General features: G+C 43.5%; 14 protein-coding genes. 10 read left to right on the forward strand and 4 right to left on the reverse strand.

Annotation, left to right across the window (positions count from 1 at the left end):
- The first annotated feature begins 38 nt into the window (after positions 1-38).
- The 3 genes from gltX to SALWKB2_RS03705 all read left to right on the forward strand — a co-directional run bounded on the left by gltX (position 39) and on the right by SALWKB2_RS03705 (position 4613).
- Positions 39-1430 carry a glutamate--tRNA ligase gene (gene gltX, locus SALWKB2_RS03695; protein WP_025330337.1) on the forward strand — a complete coding sequence of 464 codons (1392 nt, stop codon included), beginning with the start codon at positions 39-41 and terminating at the stop codon, positions 1428-1430.
- 257 nt (positions 1431-1687) lie between these two features.
- Positions 1688-2794: a tRNA 2-thiouridine(34) synthase MnmA gene (mnmA, locus tag SALWKB2_RS03700; RefSeq protein WP_025330338.1), complete on the forward strand. Its 1107-nt coding sequence runs from the start codon at positions 1688-1690 to the stop codon at positions 2792-2794.
- A gap of 154 nt (positions 2795-2948) precedes the next feature.
- Positions 2949-4613 carry an AMP-binding protein gene (locus SALWKB2_RS03705; protein ID WP_025330339.1) on the forward strand — a complete coding sequence of 555 codons (1665 nt, stop codon included), beginning with the start codon at positions 2949-2951 and terminating at the stop codon, positions 4611-4613.
- Positions 4614-5167: 554 nt separating this feature from the next.
- Here SALWKB2_RS03705 and purE read toward each other — a convergent pair.
- Genes purE through SALWKB2_RS03725 form a run of 4 tightly spaced genes read right to left on the reverse strand, consistent with a single transcriptional unit; the run spans position 5168 to position 7259 of the window.
- A complete protein-coding gene (purE, locus tag SALWKB2_RS03710) occupies positions 5168-5665 on the reverse strand; it encodes a 5-(carboxyamino)imidazole ribonucleotide mutase (protein ID WP_025330340.1) in 498 nt (165 codons plus the stop codon).
- Positions 5662-6360 carry a tol-pal system YbgF family protein gene (locus tag SALWKB2_RS11595; protein ID WP_051506406.1) on the reverse strand — a complete coding sequence of 233 codons (699 nt, stop codon included), beginning with the start codon at positions 6358-6360 and terminating at the stop codon, positions 5662-5664. Before SALWKB2_RS11595 ends, purE begins: the two co-directional genes overlap by 4 nt.
- 27 nt (positions 6361-6387) lie before the next feature.
- Positions 6388-7056 carry an O-methyltransferase gene (locus SALWKB2_RS03720; RefSeq protein WP_025330342.1) on the reverse strand — a complete coding sequence of 223 codons (669 nt, stop codon included), beginning with the start codon at positions 7054-7056 and terminating at the stop codon, positions 6388-6390.
- Positions 7057-7073: 17 nt separating this feature from the next.
- On the reverse strand, positions 7074-7259 hold the full coding sequence (locus SALWKB2_RS03725) for a DUF3460 family protein (protein WP_025330343.1): 186 nt from the start codon (positions 7257-7259) through the stop codon (positions 7074-7076).
- A gap of 204 nt (positions 7260-7463) precedes the next feature.
- On the opposite strand from SALWKB2_RS03725, the gene pcnB reads away from it, so the two are divergent.
- From pcnB to rep, 7 genes are all read left to right on the forward strand, one after another.
- Entirely contained in the window at positions 7464-8798 is a 1335-nt protein-coding gene (gene pcnB / locus SALWKB2_RS03730) for a polynucleotide adenylyltransferase PcnB (RefSeq protein ID WP_025330344.1), read from the forward strand.
- Positions 8795-9301, forward strand: a complete 507-nt coding sequence (gene folK, locus SALWKB2_RS03735) for a 2-amino-4-hydroxy-6-hydroxymethyldihydropteridine diphosphokinase (protein ID WP_025330345.1) — start codon at positions 8795-8797, stop codon at positions 9299-9301. Before pcnB ends, folK begins: the two co-directional genes overlap by 4 nt.
- A gap of 19 nt (positions 9302-9320) precedes the next feature.
- The gene (locus SALWKB2_RS03740) at positions 9321-9953 is read left to right on the forward strand and encodes a deoxynucleoside kinase (protein WP_025330346.1); all 633 of its coding nucleotides are present in this window, start codon (positions 9321-9323) and stop codon (positions 9951-9953) included.
- 548 nt (positions 9954-10501) lie between these two features.
- Positions 10502-11293 carry a 3-methyl-2-oxobutanoate hydroxymethyltransferase gene (gene panB / locus SALWKB2_RS03750; protein ID WP_025330348.1) on the forward strand — a complete coding sequence of 264 codons (792 nt, stop codon included), beginning with the start codon at positions 10502-10504 and terminating at the stop codon, positions 11291-11293.
- 172 nt (positions 11294-11465) lie between these two features.
- Entirely contained in the window at positions 11466-12290 is an 825-nt protein-coding gene (thiD, locus tag SALWKB2_RS03755) for a bifunctional hydroxymethylpyrimidine kinase/phosphomethylpyrimidine kinase (RefSeq protein ID WP_025330349.1), read from the forward strand.
- Positions 12291-12383: 93 nt separating this feature from the next.
- Positions 12384-13043, forward strand: a complete 660-nt coding sequence (ung, locus tag SALWKB2_RS03760) for a uracil-DNA glycosylase (RefSeq protein ID WP_025330350.1) — start codon at positions 12384-12386, stop codon at positions 13041-13043.
- A gap of 72 nt (positions 13044-13115) precedes the next feature.
- On the forward strand, positions 13116-15113 hold the full coding sequence (rep, locus tag SALWKB2_RS03765) for a DNA helicase Rep (protein WP_038648748.1): 1998 nt from the start codon (positions 13116-13118) through the stop codon (positions 15111-15113).
- Positions 15114-15191: the final 78 nt, after the last annotated feature.

The raw sequence follows: 15191 nt of genomic DNA on the forward strand, positions 1-15191 counted from the left end.
GCGTACAATAAGGTTTTTTCTGTGTCTGAAGAATGGTAATCATGATTCGTACTCGTTTTGCTCCCAGTCCTACCGGTTTTTTGCATATTGGTGGTGTGCGCACTGCTTTGTTCTCTTGGGCATTTGCACGTAAACATCATGGTAAGTTTATATTACGAATTGAAGACACGGATCTGGAACGTTCTACGGCTGAATCAGTGCAGGCAATTATGGATGGTATGCACTGGGTGGGTCTGGACTATGATGAAGGTCCGTTTTACCAGACAAAGCGCTTTGACCGTTATGCTGAAGTTTTACGTGAGTTATTGACTTCCGGTCATGCTTATTATGACTATACCAGCCGTGAAGAACTGGAAGCAATGCGGCAGGAAGCTGAGGCACGTGGTGAACACTTCTGGTATGACCGCCGCTGGCGGCCGGATGAAGGCAAAACACTGCCACCTGTACCCGAAGGTGTTCAGCCGGTTGTACGTTTTAAAATGCCGCTAACTGGTGAAACGGCATGGGATGATTTGGTTAAAGGTCATATTGCCATTGCCAATCAGGATCTGGATGATCTGATTATTGCGCGTGCCGATGGTACGCCTACCTATAATTTCTGTGTAGTTGTAGATGATTATGATATGGGTATTACGCAGGTTATCCGTGGTGATGACCATGTCAACAATACGCCTAAACAGATTAATATTCTTTTAGCTATGGGTGCATCTTTGCCTCAATATGCTCATTTGCCGATGATTCTGAATGAAAAAGGCGCAAAAATGAGTAAGCGCCGGGATGCAGTTAGTGTGGTTGATTATGACCGGCAAGGTATTTTACCGGAAGCTTTGCTGAATTATCTGGCACGACTCGGCTGGGGACATGGTGATGATGAATTCTTCACGATGGAACAGTTTGTTGAATGGTTTGATTTAAAAGATGTCAGCCCTTCAGCTAGCCGTTTTGATCATGAAAAGCTGTTGTGGCTGAATGCACAGCATATTAAAGCCAGTGATAATTCCCGTCTGGCTGAGCTGGTGCGCCCGCGTCTGGCACAGCAGGGCATTGAAGTAACTGAGCAGCCGGATTTGGCTGAAGTGATAGCACTGGTTAAGGAACGTGCTCAGGATTTAAATCAGCTGGCTGAGGAATGCAGATATTTTTATGCTAAAGCAACTCCCGGAGAAAAGGAAGTAGCTAAACACTGGGATGCAGATGCTCCGGCACGTATGCAGCGCTTTGCAGCCCGACTTGAACAGTTATCACAATGGGATGCAGAAAGTATTCACGCTCTTTTTGCACCATTTTGTGAAACAGAAAATATTAAAATGGGTAAATTGGGTATGCCTTTACGTCTGGCTGTATGTGGTACAGGAAAAACCCCGTCGATTGATCAGGTGCTGGCTTTATTAGGGCGCGATGAGGTGTTGCGCCGTCTGCATCAGAACTGAGTTTGATTTGCATTTACACAGGCTGCCGGTCTTGTGATTATTTGTCTACAGACAGATATTACAGTACCGGCAGTCTGTGTTATTTAGGCTGATAATATTAAGTAAAAATTTTTTTGTGTAAATAAAAAGCTGATTATGGATGTAAATTGTGTATTTAAGGCTTTTTTGTGTAAGTTTGATACACAATTAATTATGCAGGCAGGTTGCTGCTATGCTCTGCCTGTGGCACAATCTGCGCCGGTTTTGGATGAATGTAAATGAATACAAAAGCAAATTTATCACAACGTATTGTTGTTGGCATGTCCGGTGGAGTGGATTCATCGGTTACAGCCTGGCTGCTCAAGCAGGGCGGTTATGATGTGCGCGGTGTCTTCATGCAAAACTGGGAAGACGATAACGATGACGAATATTGTTCTATCAAGCAGGATTCACTGGATGCAGTAGCAGTGGCTGATCTGATTGATATGGATATTGATATTGTTAATTTTGCAGGTCAATATAAAGATAATGTCTTTGCATATTTTCTTCAGGAGTATCAGGCTGGTCGCACACCCAATCCTGATGTATTGTGTAATGCAGAAATTAAATTCAAATGTTTTCTGGAACATGCGCTGAACGGTGGTGCAGATCTGATTGCAACAGGACATTATGCACGTAAGGATGTACGCGATGGCGTACATTATCTGCTCAAGGGGCTGGATCAGAATAAAGACCAAAGCTATTTTCTGTATCGACTGCAACCATACCAATTACAGCGTGCATTGTTTCCGCTGGGTGATCTGGAAAAATCTGAAGTACGCCGACTGGCGGAGCAGGCTCAGTTACCCACAGCCGGAAAAAAAGACAGTACCGGAATCTGCTTTATTGGTGAACGTCCGTTCAGACAATTTTTACAGCGTTATCTGCCTACTAATCCGGGTGCAATGGTGACGCCGGAAGGTAAAATTGTAGGTGAGCATGAAGGACTGATGTATTACACACTGGGGCAGCGCAAAGGTTTGGGTATTGGTGGTGACGGTGAGCCATGGTTTGTTGCCGGAAAAAATTTGTCGGATAATGAGCTTCTGGTTGTACAGGGACATGATCATCCACTGTTGTTCAGTCGCAGCCTGATTATGCATGATTTAAGTTTTACGACACCAGAACGTCCGGCAGAAGGGCGCTATGGCGTGAAAACACGTTATCGCATGCCTGATGCGGCGGCTCAATTGCGTTATCTGGCTGATGATTGCGCGGAACTGGTGTTTGATGAACCACAATGGGCAGTGACACCCGGTCAGTCTGCTGTACTGTATGCTGGCGCTGTGTGTCTGGGTGGTGGTATTATCAGAGATACCGACAGTCATAGTATTCAAAATAATTAATTTAATCACTTATATCAACAGACTGGCTGGCTACAGTCAGTCATCTTGCAGACAATGCTGATGTTCTGATTTGATGTTTTCTTTGCAGTCTGTTTTGACTGATATTTCCTTACTTCACTTTAAATTAGACGCATTGTTGCAGAGGAAAAAGATAATGGAAAAAATCTGGTTACAAAGTTATCAGGAAGGGGTGCGGGCAGAAGTAGATGTGCGTGCATATTCGTCAATTATTGACGTTCTTGACACCAGTGTGAAGAAATTCGGCCCGCAGCCAAGCTTTTCCAATATGGGTACTACACTCACGTATACTCAAACTGCTACTTTTGTAAATCAGTTCACGTCATATTTGCAGAATGTACTGAATCTGCAAAAAGGTGAGCGGGTAGCAATTATGATGCCTAATGTATTGCAGTATCCGATTGCGGTATTTGGGGTGTTACAGGCTGGCGGGGTAGTTGTGAACGTCAATCCTCTGTATACGCCGAGGGAATTAGCTCATCAGTTGATTGATTCCGGTGCGACTGCGATTATCGTACTGGAAAATTTTGCGCATACTGTGGCTCAGGTTCTGGAGCAGACTGCAATCAAGCAGGTGATAGTGGCCAGTATGGGCGATATGCTTGGCTGGCTGAAGGGTACTGTAGTGAACTTCATGCTGCGCAAAGTCAAAAAAATGGTGAAGCCTTTTCAGATTGAGGGGGCAGTTACTTTTCTGCATGCTCTGGAATTAGGGAAAAAACAACGTTTTACTCCGGTACCGCTTGAGCTGGAAGATTTGGCTTTGTTGCAATATACCGGCGGAACAACCGGTATGTCTAAGGGCGCAATGCTGACGCACGGTAATATTGTAGCCAATATGCAGCAGGCATCAGAATGGATTAAGGCAAATCTGGTGCTCGGAAAGGAAGTAGTAGTAACACCGTTGCCGCTATATCATATTTTTTCACTTACTGTGAATATTATGATCTTTGCTAATGCCGGTTCCAAAAATATTCTGATTACCAACCCGCGTGATATTAAAGCGTTGGTTAAGGTTCTGAAAAACAATCGGGTAACGGTAATGAGTGGCGTTAATACTCTGTTTAATGCACTGATTCATAATGAAGAATTTAAAACGATTGATTTTTCAACCTGGAAGCTTGTGCTAGGTGGCGGAATGGCAACTCAGAAAATGGTGGCGCAGGAATGGAAAGCCATTACGGGTGTGCCCATTATTGATGCTTATGGTCTAACTGAGGCCAGCCCCGGCGTGTGCGCTAATCCGCTGAATAATCCTGAATATACGGGTACTGCCGGTTTGCCGGTTTCGAATACAGATATTGAAATTCGTGATGATAACGGCAAGGTTCTCGGGGTTGGTGAAGTAGGCGAGTTATGGGTTCAGGGGCCGCAAGTAATGAAAGGCTACTGGAACCGACCAGAAGAAACAGCTAAAGTTCTTGATAGCCGTGGTTTTGTGGCTACCGGTGATATGGCTGAAATTGATGCTAAAGGTTATGTAAAGCTGGTAGATCGCAAAAAAGATATGATTCTGGTATCGGGTTTTAATGTATATCCGAATGAGGTAGAAGAGGTTGTAGCCGCTATGCCTGAGGTGCTGGAAGTAGCTTGTATCGGTGTACCTAATGAAAAATCAGGCGAAGCAATCAAGTTATTTGTAGTAAAACGAGATCCGAATCTGACTCGTGAACAAATTATTGCCTATTGCCGCCAGAATCTGACCGGCTATAAAGTGCCTAAAGATATAGAGTTTTGCTCAGAACTGCCCAAATCTGCTGTAGGAAAAATTTTGCGTAAGGATTTGCGAACAGAAAAATAATATTTTGTTATAAAAAACGGATACTGCTAATATAAGAGCAGTATCCGTTTTTTATTCAGTAAATAAAATGTAATAATTTATTTATTATGGGTATCAAATATAATAAATGATATAAACATATTTATAGGTTTTATTTGTTTAATATCCAAATCCTGTCTGGTTGTAATAAATAAATGAATTTACTAATTTTTTAGCTTAATTTATTGTTAAACTGAATCTTAAATCAGTCCAATTCTGATTGTAATTCAAATGGAATATTTAATTTAGAATGAATATTTTTAGTACTTGTTGTTGGCAATAATAAGAAAGCTGGAATTTTATTTTTAATTTTAAATTGTATTCTACTTTCAGTTATTTAGCAGAAATTCTTTAGATTAAGTTGATAACTAAAAAACTGATATTGCTTTCTGGAGCTGATTCTAATCATGTAAATATGCTCATGCTACTGAGGATAATAGTCAATTTTCTTTCTTATTTGAATACAATTAATATCAATAGCATAATGATATTATTCAGTATATTTATGCAGCAAATATGTCTGAATTAAGTAGTAATCAGGCTGAAATGCTGGGTAAATTCATATCCAGAACACTTTGTTTCTGGCTTTCACGAAATTCTGCCAGTTTTTGTGCCAGCTGCGGATTGTCATTGGCCAGCATGGAAATGGCAAATAAAGCAGCATTGGCTGCACCAGCTTCACCAATAGCAAAAGTGGCTACTGGTACGCCTTTAGGCATTTGGACAATAGACAGTAGTGAATCTTCACCGCGCAAATATTTACTTGGTACAGGTACGCCCAGAACAGGAACGGTGGTTTTGGCAGCAACCATGCCCGGCAGATGAGCAGCCCCTCCGGCGCCGGCTATAATCGCTTTCAAGCCTCGGGAACGGGCGGTTTCAGCGTATTCAAACATTAAATCCGGAGTACGGTGTGCGGATACAACCTGTATTTCATAAGGAATACTGAATTGCTGCAGAAACTGCTCTGCCTGCTGCATAATCGGATAGTCACTATTGCTACCCATAATAATGCCGATTTGCGGAGTGTTCATCGAGTTCCTTTTTTGATTGGTAACAGGTTTTTTAATTGATGCCTGGCTTTAACAGCGGCATTACTGTTGGGATAACTACTGATAATGTGCTGATAAGTAAGGCGGGAAATATCCTGCTGCTGTAAATGAGTCTGACATTGTGCCACCATATAAAGAGCGTTGGCACTTTGACTGTTTTGCGGATAAAGGCTGTTAAAGCGCTTGCCGATATTAATTACTGATTCACAATTATTCAAACGAGAATGGTTTTGCAGCAGCAGCCACATGCGCTCTTGTGCCTGGGCGCTGCCATTGCCACCACTATCAGCGTTTTTCAGCAGACGAATGCTTTGGCTATAAAGACCGGCATTATATAGCCGGCGTGCTTCGCTGGTATTATCATTAGTAGCGGAGGCTTTGACCGGAGTAGTGTGGCTGACCGGAGTACGTACATTCAGGTAGCGCGATAATGTATCTTGTTGCTGACGAATATCATTCATCTGGTTTTGCAGGCCATTGATCTGTATCTGTAAAGCATTCAGCTGCGCCTGAATCTGGCCAATCTGTTCAGTGGATTGGTTACTATTTGTGTGTACTTCTTCCGCCGCAGAAGTGCTAGTCACAACAGAGGAGGATGGTAGGTTACTGCAAGCACTGATGCAAAATGTAACTATCAGGATTAGGCTGAAATGGTATTGATTTAAACGTGAATTCATGTATTTTTCTCCTCTGGTTGTTTGTTATTATCTTTTCTGAATAAGTGTTAAACCATCACCAAGTGGTATAGTTAACGGAATTATCCGCGTATCGTTTATCAGGCCGGCATTGAACTGACGCATGATATGAACACTTTCTGATTCATTAGCGTTGGCTGTCTGTGCAACACGGCCATGCAATAAGACATTATCAATGGCGATAATACCGCCGGGACGAACCAATTGCAGGCAGCGCTCAAAATATTGAGGGGTGGGTATCTTATCTGCGTCTATCAGAGCAATATCGTAATAATTGTTTTGATTACTGGTAATCAGTATATCGAGGGTTATTATTGCCGGCTGCAGATACAGCTGGATTTTATGGCTGACATTAGCCTCTTGCCAGTAGCGGCGGGCAATATCGGTATAGGTTACGTTAATATCACAGGCAGTGATGTGTCCGTCTTCCGGCAGTGCCATTGCCATAGCTGTACTACTGTAACCAGTAAAAACACCAATTTCCAGATAGTTGCGAGCCTGAATCATCCGTGCAAGCCATACCATTAATTGAGCCTGTTCCGGTGCGATACTCATATTACCCTTGCGATGCCGTGCCGTTTCAGCACGCAGCTGTGCCAATAGTGGCGCTTCTGCAGGGTTTATTCCGGCAAGATATTGCCTCAGCTCCGGGGTATTCAGACAACCGTTCTGGCTCATAACGGGTTAAATAGAGATTATTCAGTCAGATAGGTATAGCCTTTTTTCGGCAATTTGGCGGCGGCAAAGTTTGCTTCATCTTCCGGATTGAGCTGTACATCCCATAGCATGCCGCGATGTTCGATTTGTGCTTGTGCTTCTTCCGGGTGCTTAGTCAGAAATTCATTCAGAAACTGGGTAGTGTCAGACTGATAATTATACATATCGGTTTCTTCTTACATGATGAGTTCAGAAACGGGTGTATTATATACAAAGTAGGCAGTGGTAGTGAAGAAAATGCCGGCAGATTGCACTTGTCTGTGCGGTGAGGAATGATGAGATACGGATAGATAGGTTATACTATAGTACTTTATCGGTCGTGGTTGCTGCGGCACGCGAGTATTTTTTTATAAGCTTTTGTATTATTTATGCTAACAAAGTGGTTACACAAGGTTTTGCCGAGAAAGTCTGCCCGGCGTGGCAAAAGGCGGGAAATCTCATTGGCACAACACCATATTCAGGCAGATGATCTGAGTTTTGCAGCGGAAAAGGTAATCACCCGCTTGCAGAAGGAAGGCTATCAGGCTTATGTGGTAGGTGGAGCTGTGCGTGATTTACTGCTTGGTGTGACACCTAAAGATTTTGATGTGGCAACAGATGCCACACCCGAACAGATACATAAACTTTTCCGGCGCAGCCGCATTATTGGCAGGCGTTTTCCGATTGTGCATGTTATGGTTGGTCCGGAAACTATCGAGGTAACAACTTTTCGGGGCGGGGCAGTCAATAGCCATAATGAGCTAGGCAGGATTATGAAGGATGTCAGTTTCGGTACGCTTGAACAGGATGCAATGCGCCGGGACTTTACTGCCAACGCTCTATACTATGATCCGAAGCAGCAAGTAGTTTTGGATTTTCATCATGGCGTTGAAGACATACTTAACCGGCGTCTGGTAATGATAGGTAATCCGGCTGAGCGCTATCAGGAGGATCCGGTGCGCATGCTACGGGCAGCCAGATTATCTGGCAAACTTGGCTTTACCGTAGATAAACATACATCTAAACCGATAGCTGAATGTGCGCAGTTGTTAAAGCGGGAACCGCCGGCACGGCTATTTGATGAAGTACTGAAAATATTGTTCAGTGGTTATGCACAGGCATGTTTGCGCCAGATGAATAATCTTGGTCTGAAAGATATTCATCCTCTACTTGATGCATTAATGCCGGGCGGCGAAAGTAATGATAATATTGTCGCATTGGCTCTGCACAATACTGACGAACGCCTGCGGGCAGATAAATCTGTATCTATGGGCTTTGTACTGGCGGCTGTATTATGGCCGCATATCAGAACAGTATGGCAGCGGGAACTGAATAGTGGTATGCGCTCCAGTGCGGCGATGAATGCGGCGATTACTTCAGAACGTCAGCATGTAGATAAAAACTGGGGTGTGCCGCAGCGATATAGTGTAACTATGCGTGAAATCTGGAGTTTGCAGCCGCAGTTTGAAATTATGCGCGGGGCGCGTCCTTACCGCTTACTCGGACAGCCGCGTTTTCGTGCTGCTTTTGATTTTATGTGTTTGCGTGCCAGTCTGGGCGAATTATCACAGGATACGGTTCAGTGGTGGCAGGCTTTTCAGCATGGTTCAGATGTAGAGCGTGAGCAATTAATTCGTACTGCTTCGCAATCAGAAAAAAATTCAACAAGACAAAAAAGATACCGTAACAGACGTACCAACAAACCTAAGCAGGAGGAAGCATGAATTTAGTTACAGCGGTAATTGCTTTAGGGGCTAATCTTGATAATCCACGTAAACAGGTTGAAACAGCTCTGGCAGCTTTGAATCAAATTAAAGAGGTTCGGGTCAAGGCAATTTCACCACTTTATATTACTAAGCCGGTAGGATTGACTGACCAGCCGGATTTTGTCAATGCTGTTGTTCTGGTTCATACCACTTTAAGTGCTCATGAACTATTAAATTCTTTATTGGATCTGGAAAACAGGCTGGGACGGGTACGTGATGTTCCAAACGGACCGCGAGTGATTGATCTGGATATAATTGATTATGATCATCAGAATATTAATGATGCGAATCTGACACTGCCGCACCCGCGTGCGTGTGAACGTGCTTTTGTAATGGCACCGCTGGCTGCGATTGCGCCTTATTATGTAATTGGTACTCATGACAGTGCTTCTGCGGTGGCTGCGGCATTATTGAAGAAACAGCCAGATGCAGTAACTATAATTACTGACGAACAGGAATAAAAGCAGGGGAACAGGGAGTATGGATTATCGCTACATTGTCGTAGAAGGATCTATTGGCAGTGGGAAATCAGCTTTAAGCCGCCGTCTGGCACAATATTTTGATGCTCTACTGCTGTCGGAAATTCCGGAAAGCAATCCGTTTCTGGAAAAATTTTATCTGAATGCGACTAATCACGGGCTGGCGACAGAGATGCATTTTTTAATGCGTCGTTGCGAGGCAATAAATGTGATTTATGCTGAGGATGAGCGACGCTCGCGGGTTATTGCTGATTTTCTGCTTGAGAAGGATCAGATATATGTGCCGGTAATTTTGCGTGAAGAGGAACAGACTCTGTACTGGCAGATTAAGCAAAAAGTAATGCCGAAATTTCCGGTTCCGGATCTGGTGATTTATCTGGAAGCTGATGACGAGTTGCTTGATAAGCGTTTGCGTCAGCGTGATGACGGAATGGTTAATCTGTTTCCGGCTGGTTATTTACAGCAGATTCACGCTGAGTATCGCCGGTTTTTCCATTTATATCAGCATGCTCCGTTATTGATTGCTAATACTAATGAGCTGGATTTTCTTGGTAATGACGATCATTTTGAACTGTTGCTGAACACTATTGCCAATATGCAGGGCAGCCGTAATTATCTCAATTTAAGCGAATAGTTATTTAAAATTGTTTGGTGAAATAATTATTTCCGTTGTCTGCGTGGATATTTCAGTCAATCTGATTTGTCGTAAATTAGCTATATCGGCATTTTATGCTGTTTAATTTGAGTAAAAAAATATCAATGACATTATTCTATTAATTTGGTATTTATTTTCTTTTTGCGATGGATTTCAGACTTACAAACTGTACTTTCTATAGAAAAAAGTACAGTTTTTGTATATGGAATTGCAGAATTCAGATACGTATTTTTCCGGCATTATTGAGGATGAAATTACTGGTTTAGTACCAACATTGGATATATCCATATTAGATAAATAGTTTTAAAGATATTCCAGTCATCAGATGGGAATAAAGGATGGCAAAATATTTGTTAATCTGTTCTGGTTTGGCTGTAGTCTGTGGTATTTTGCCGGTCATTACAACTAGCCAGATATTTGTTGTAACAAATTTGAGTTTCTTTAGCCGGAATGCAGGTTAAAAATAAATAAGCTGTTATTACCGGCAATATTTTCTGATAAAACATAAATAGCGGATTTATCTGTATATGCATACTATTCATACTTTAAGGAAAATGAAGGCAGCCGGTGAAAAAATTGCCATGCTGACTTGTTATGATGCCAGTTTTGCCCGTTTGATGAGCGATGCCGGTGTTGATATATTGCTGATTGGTGATTCGCTTGGTATGGCGGTACAAGGGCAAACATCTACTATACCGGTTAGTGTTGATGATATCTGTTATCACACGGCTGCTGTAACACGAGGTAATCAACAGGCAATGATTCTGGCTGATCTGCCTTTCGGTGCCTATCAGCAAAGCAAAGAACAGGCTTTTGCTACTGCCGTACGCCTGATGGTTGCCGGTGCACATATGGTGAAACTGGAAGGAGGGGCATGGATAGCAGAAACCACTCAGTTTTTACAGCAGCGAGGTATTCCGGTATGTGCACATATCGGTCTTACACCGCAATCCGTTCATACACTCGGAGGCTATAAAGTACAAGGTCGTGGTGAAGCCGCGGCACAATTAATAGCCGATGCTCAGGCTCATGCACAGGCTGGTGCTGATATGGTATTAATGGAGTGTGTACCCGGCCGGCTGGCAGCAGAGGTGACAGCAGCACTTAGCTGTCCGACAATCGGTATTGGTGCAGGTGTCGACTGTGACGGACAGGTTCTGGTAATGCATGATATGCTGGGTATTTATCCGGGTAAAACAGCTAAATTTGTCAAAAATTTTATGCGGGATCAGGATAGTATTCAGGCAGCTGTCAGTGCCTATGTTCGCGAAGTAAAAGCAAAAACTTTTCCGGCAGCAGAACATATTTTTGCTGATTGAAAGTTTGAATTAAATTTCTGTTTTTAATTGAAAATATTATATTTTTTTGAGGGTTTTTCTTTACAAATAGTCAATAGGCATATTTTGCGGATATTTATACGGGCTTGTTTTTTTTTCTGGAAGTATATATAAGTTAATTCGTTGACAAATAAAAATTTTCAGGGAGATGCTTATGGCGCTCGCCAAGCCTTACCCCCGTGCTTTAACTATTGCCGGATCTGATTCCAGTGGCGGAGCAGGTATTCAGGCGGACTTAAAAACTTTTGCTGCGCTGGGCGCATACGGTACCAGTGTGATTACAGCCATTACTGCACAGAATACTTTTGGTGTACAGCAGGTTATGGTAGTAACGCCGGATATGATAGAAGCGCAGTGTGCGGCAGTGATGTCTGATATTCGTATTGATGCGGTCAAAATCGGTATGCTGGCTGATATTGACAGCATCCGTACGGTTGCTCAATCACTGCAACAATATCATCTGCCTTTTACTGTACTGGATCCGGTTATGGTGGCTACTTCCGGTTCAGCTTTGTCGATAGAAAATACTGTGCAGACAATGAAGCAATTGCTGATGCCGCTGGCTGATATTCTGACACCTAATCTTTTTGAACTTTCTATCATGACACATAAGCCGATAGCCACTACGGACAAAGAAATGCTCGAACAGGGACAGATTTTACTGGATGAAGGCTGTCATGCAGTACTGGTAAAAGGCGGGCACCGTAATAATTCTGAAGATGCTGCAGACTGGCTGATGGAACGGGATAATGAACCGGTATGTTTTAAAAGTCTCCGGATTCATACTTCACATACTCATGGTACTGGCTGTACTCTTTCAGCTGCGATAGCCGCTTTGCGACCACAGCATGAAAATCTGGCCAATACAGTCGCAGCTGCCAAAAGTTATGTACATGGTGCGATTGAGGCAGGGCAACACTGGCATCTGGGACATGGGTATGGTCCGTTAGCGCATTTCTGGCGTATAAGGCATGATTAGTAGTTTTGCCGCTATGCTAAAATTGGCAGCTTGACCGGTATAAGGCCGACTGCAAGGCATAAATTGCCTTTTTATCAGACAGGGGAAGTTCTAATGCAGACATGGCATCAGGCAATTGGTGCAGAAAAACAGCAACCATATTTTCAGCATATTCTGGAAACAGTACGTGCTGAAAGGCTGGCCGGTAAGGTGATTTATCCGCCGGCACAAGATGTGTTCAATGCGTTTAAGGCAACTGAATTTGCTCAGGTTAAAGTGGTTATTCTTGGTCAGGATCCTTATCATGGTCCGCAGCAGGCGCATGGTTTGTCTTTTTCTGTACGGCAAGGTGTAGCCATTCCTCCTTCACTAGTCAATATATATAAAGAACTGGCTGAAGATATACCCGGCTTTCGTATTCCGCAGCATGGCTATTTGCAGCACTGGGCAGAGCAAGGTGTATTGTTGCTTAATACCGTTTTAACCGTGCGCGCCGGTCAGGCACATTCACATGCAGAGCTGGGCTGGGAAACTTTTACCGACCATGTGATTGCTGTCTTGAATGCTGAACGTGAACATATTGTATTTATGCTTTGGGGCAGTCATGCCCAAAAAAAAGGTGCTATGATTGACCGGAAAAAACATCTGGTATTAACTGCACCTCATCCGTCTCCTTTATCTGCATACCGTGGTTTTTTCGGATGCAGGCATTTTTCACGGGCTAATGCATATCTGCAGGAGCACGGAATAAGCCCGATAGACTGGCAATTGTAAGATATCCGGCTGACCAGAAGCCGGCCTGATAAACAGTACGGTTGTGTTTTTGCCGGAAGCATCAATAAAACCATGTTAAATCTGAATCCGCAACAACACGAAGCTATTCACTATCTTGATGGACCATTACTGGTGCTGGCCGGTGCCGGCAGTGGTAAAACGCGTGTTATTACTGAAAAAATTGCTTACCTGATTACACAAGCACATTATCCTGCCCAGCAGATAGCTGCAATTACCTTTACTAATAAAGCGGCACGGGAAATGCAAGAGCGTGTTGGTCACTTATTAAGTAAACCGCAAACCCGCAGTTTAACTATATGTACTTTTCATTCGCTGGGTATGCGTTTTTTACGTGAGGAAGCAGCGGCAGCAGGATATAAAAAACAATTTTCTATTCTCGACAGTGCCGATGCGGGCAAAATCATCAGTGAATTACTGGGCAGTACCGGCAGGGAAATGGTGTTTAAAGCCCAGCATCAGATTTCACTGTGGAAAAATAGTCTGCTTTCTCCGGAAACTGTTATTCGGCAGGCTGATGATACATGGACACATCAGATGGGGCAGTTATATGCCTCTTATCAGGATACTCTGACCAGCTATCAGGCAGTAGATTTTGATGATCTAATCCGGATACCGGTTGAGCTGCTCCAGTCACAGGCAGATATTCGCTATAAGTGGCAGCTTCGTTTGCGTTATCTGCTGGTAGATGAGTGTCAGGATACCAATACCTGTCAGTATGCGCTGATGCGTCTGCTTACCGGTGCAGAAGGTAAGTTTACTGCCGTAGGTGATGATGATCAGAGTATTTATGCCTGGCGTGGTGCCAATATGGAAAATCTGCGTCTGCTGCAACAAGATTATCCGGATTTAAAGATTATTAAACTGGAGCAAAATTATCGTTCTACTGCACGTATTCTGCGTGTAGCCAATCAGGTGATTGCCCATAATCCCAAACTTTTTGCTAAAACATTATGGAGTGAATACGGGTTGGGTGACATGATTGATGTTATTGCCTGTAAAAATGAGGCTCACGAAGCTGATGTAGTCGTCAGCAGAATTGCTCATCAAAAATTGATTGGTGGTGATGCCGTACATTACCGGGATTTTGCGATTTTATATCGGGGTAATCATCAGGCGAGAGTTTTTGAAGAGGCATTGCGTAGCCGGAGAATTCCATACAGACTTTCAGGCGGACAAAGTTTTTTTGATAAGGCCGAAATCAAAGATGTACTGGCTTATGTTCGTTTACTTGCTAATCCGGACGATGATCCGGCATTTCTGCGCGCAGTAACGACACCACGGCGAGGAGTAGGTGAAACCACACTGGCTAAGCTGAATAATTATGCCAAAGTAGCACAATGCAGTTTATTTGAAGCTGCACGCAGTATGGATGCGCTGGCAGAGTTGTCAGCAAAAAGCCGTGAACCGTTACAGCAGTTTATGGCTTTGCTGGCTGATTATCAGGCACGTGCTACTGTGGAAGATGCCGGACAATTGTTGCACAGTTTGCTTGCCGATATAGCTTATGAAACACATTTGCTCAATACAGAGGAAGGACGGGCCGGAGAAATTAAATGGCGCAATGTGCAGGATTTGCTCAGCTGGATAGGCAAAAAAGGTGAAGAAGATGGCCGGAATATTCTGGAAATAGCCCAGACTATAGCACTAATGACATTGCTTGATGGTAAAGAAGATGAAGATGCAGATATGGTGAGTATGTCCACTCTGCATGCGTCTAAAGGTCTGGAGTATCCGCATGTGTTTCTGGTAGGCTGTGAAGAAGGAGTATTTCCGCATGCTGACAGTATCGAAGAAGGCAATATTGATGAGGAACGCCGGCTGATGTATGTGGGTATCACCCGTGCGCGGCAAACTCTTACTCTTACACATTGTCATAAACGCAAACGTGCCGGTTCCTGGGAATTTCATGAACCCAGCCGTTTTATTGATGAAATGCCGGGCGAAGATATTCGTTTGCTGGGACGTAAGGGCAGTGAACCCATTGTTAGTCAGTCGGAAGGTAAAAGTATTCTTGCAGGAATGATGGCACGGCTGGATAGTCTGCAATAGCAGTCTGTAACGTCATGTGGTTTGCACCATTACATGTTAAAATACAAATTGTTTGCTGCCTGTGCAGCTTGATTATGG

The organism is Snodgrassella alvi wkB2 (genome assembly GCF_000600005.1).
GTDB classification, from domain to species: Bacteria; Pseudomonadota; Gammaproteobacteria; order Burkholderiales; family Neisseriaceae; genus Snodgrassella; species Snodgrassella alvi.

Bases quoted from the DNA above. Each gene is read 5' to 3' on its own strand.
- mnmA (WP_025330338.1), top strand. From the start codon at position 1,688: ATGAATACAAAAGCAAATTTATCACAACGTATTGTTGTTGGCATGTCC.
- SALWKB2_RS03705 (WP_025330339.1), top strand. From the start codon at position 2,949: ATGGAAAAAATCTGGTTACAAAGTTATCAGGAAGGGGTGCGGGCAGAA.
- purE (WP_025330340.1), bottom strand. From the start codon at position 5,665: ATGAACACTCCGCAAATCGGCATTATTATGGGTAGCAATAGTGACTAT.
- SALWKB2_RS11595 (WP_051506406.1), bottom strand. From the start codon at position 6,360: ATGAATTCACGTTTAAATCAATACCATTTCAGCCTAATCCTGATAGTT.
- SALWKB2_RS03720 (WP_025330342.1), bottom strand. From the start codon at position 7,056: ATGAGCCAGAACGGTTGTCTGAATACCCCGGAGCTGAGGCAATATCTT.
- SALWKB2_RS03725 (WP_025330343.1), bottom strand. From the start codon at position 7,259: ATGTATAATTATCAGTCTGACACTACCCAGTTTCTGAATGAATTTCTG.
- pcnB (WP_025330344.1), top strand. From the start codon at position 7,464: ATGCTAACAAAGTGGTTACACAAGGTTTTGCCGAGAAAGTCTGCCCGG.
- folK (WP_025330345.1), top strand. From the start codon at position 8,795: ATGAATTTAGTTACAGCGGTAATTGCTTTAGGGGCTAATCTTGATAAT.
- SALWKB2_RS03740 (WP_025330346.1), top strand. From the start codon at position 9,321: ATGGATTATCGCTACATTGTCGTAGAAGGATCTATTGGCAGTGGGAAA.
- panB (WP_025330348.1), top strand. From the start codon at position 10,502: ATGCATACTATTCATACTTTAAGGAAAATGAAGGCAGCCGGTGAAAAA.
- thiD (WP_025330349.1), top strand. From the start codon at position 11,466: ATGGCGCTCGCCAAGCCTTACCCCCGTGCTTTAACTATTGCCGGATCT.
- ung (WP_025330350.1), top strand. From the start codon at position 12,384: ATGCAGACATGGCATCAGGCAATTGGTGCAGAAAAACAGCAACCATAT.
- rep (WP_038648748.1), top strand. From the start codon at position 13,116: ATGTTAAATCTGAATCCGCAACAACACGAAGCTATTCACTATCTTGAT.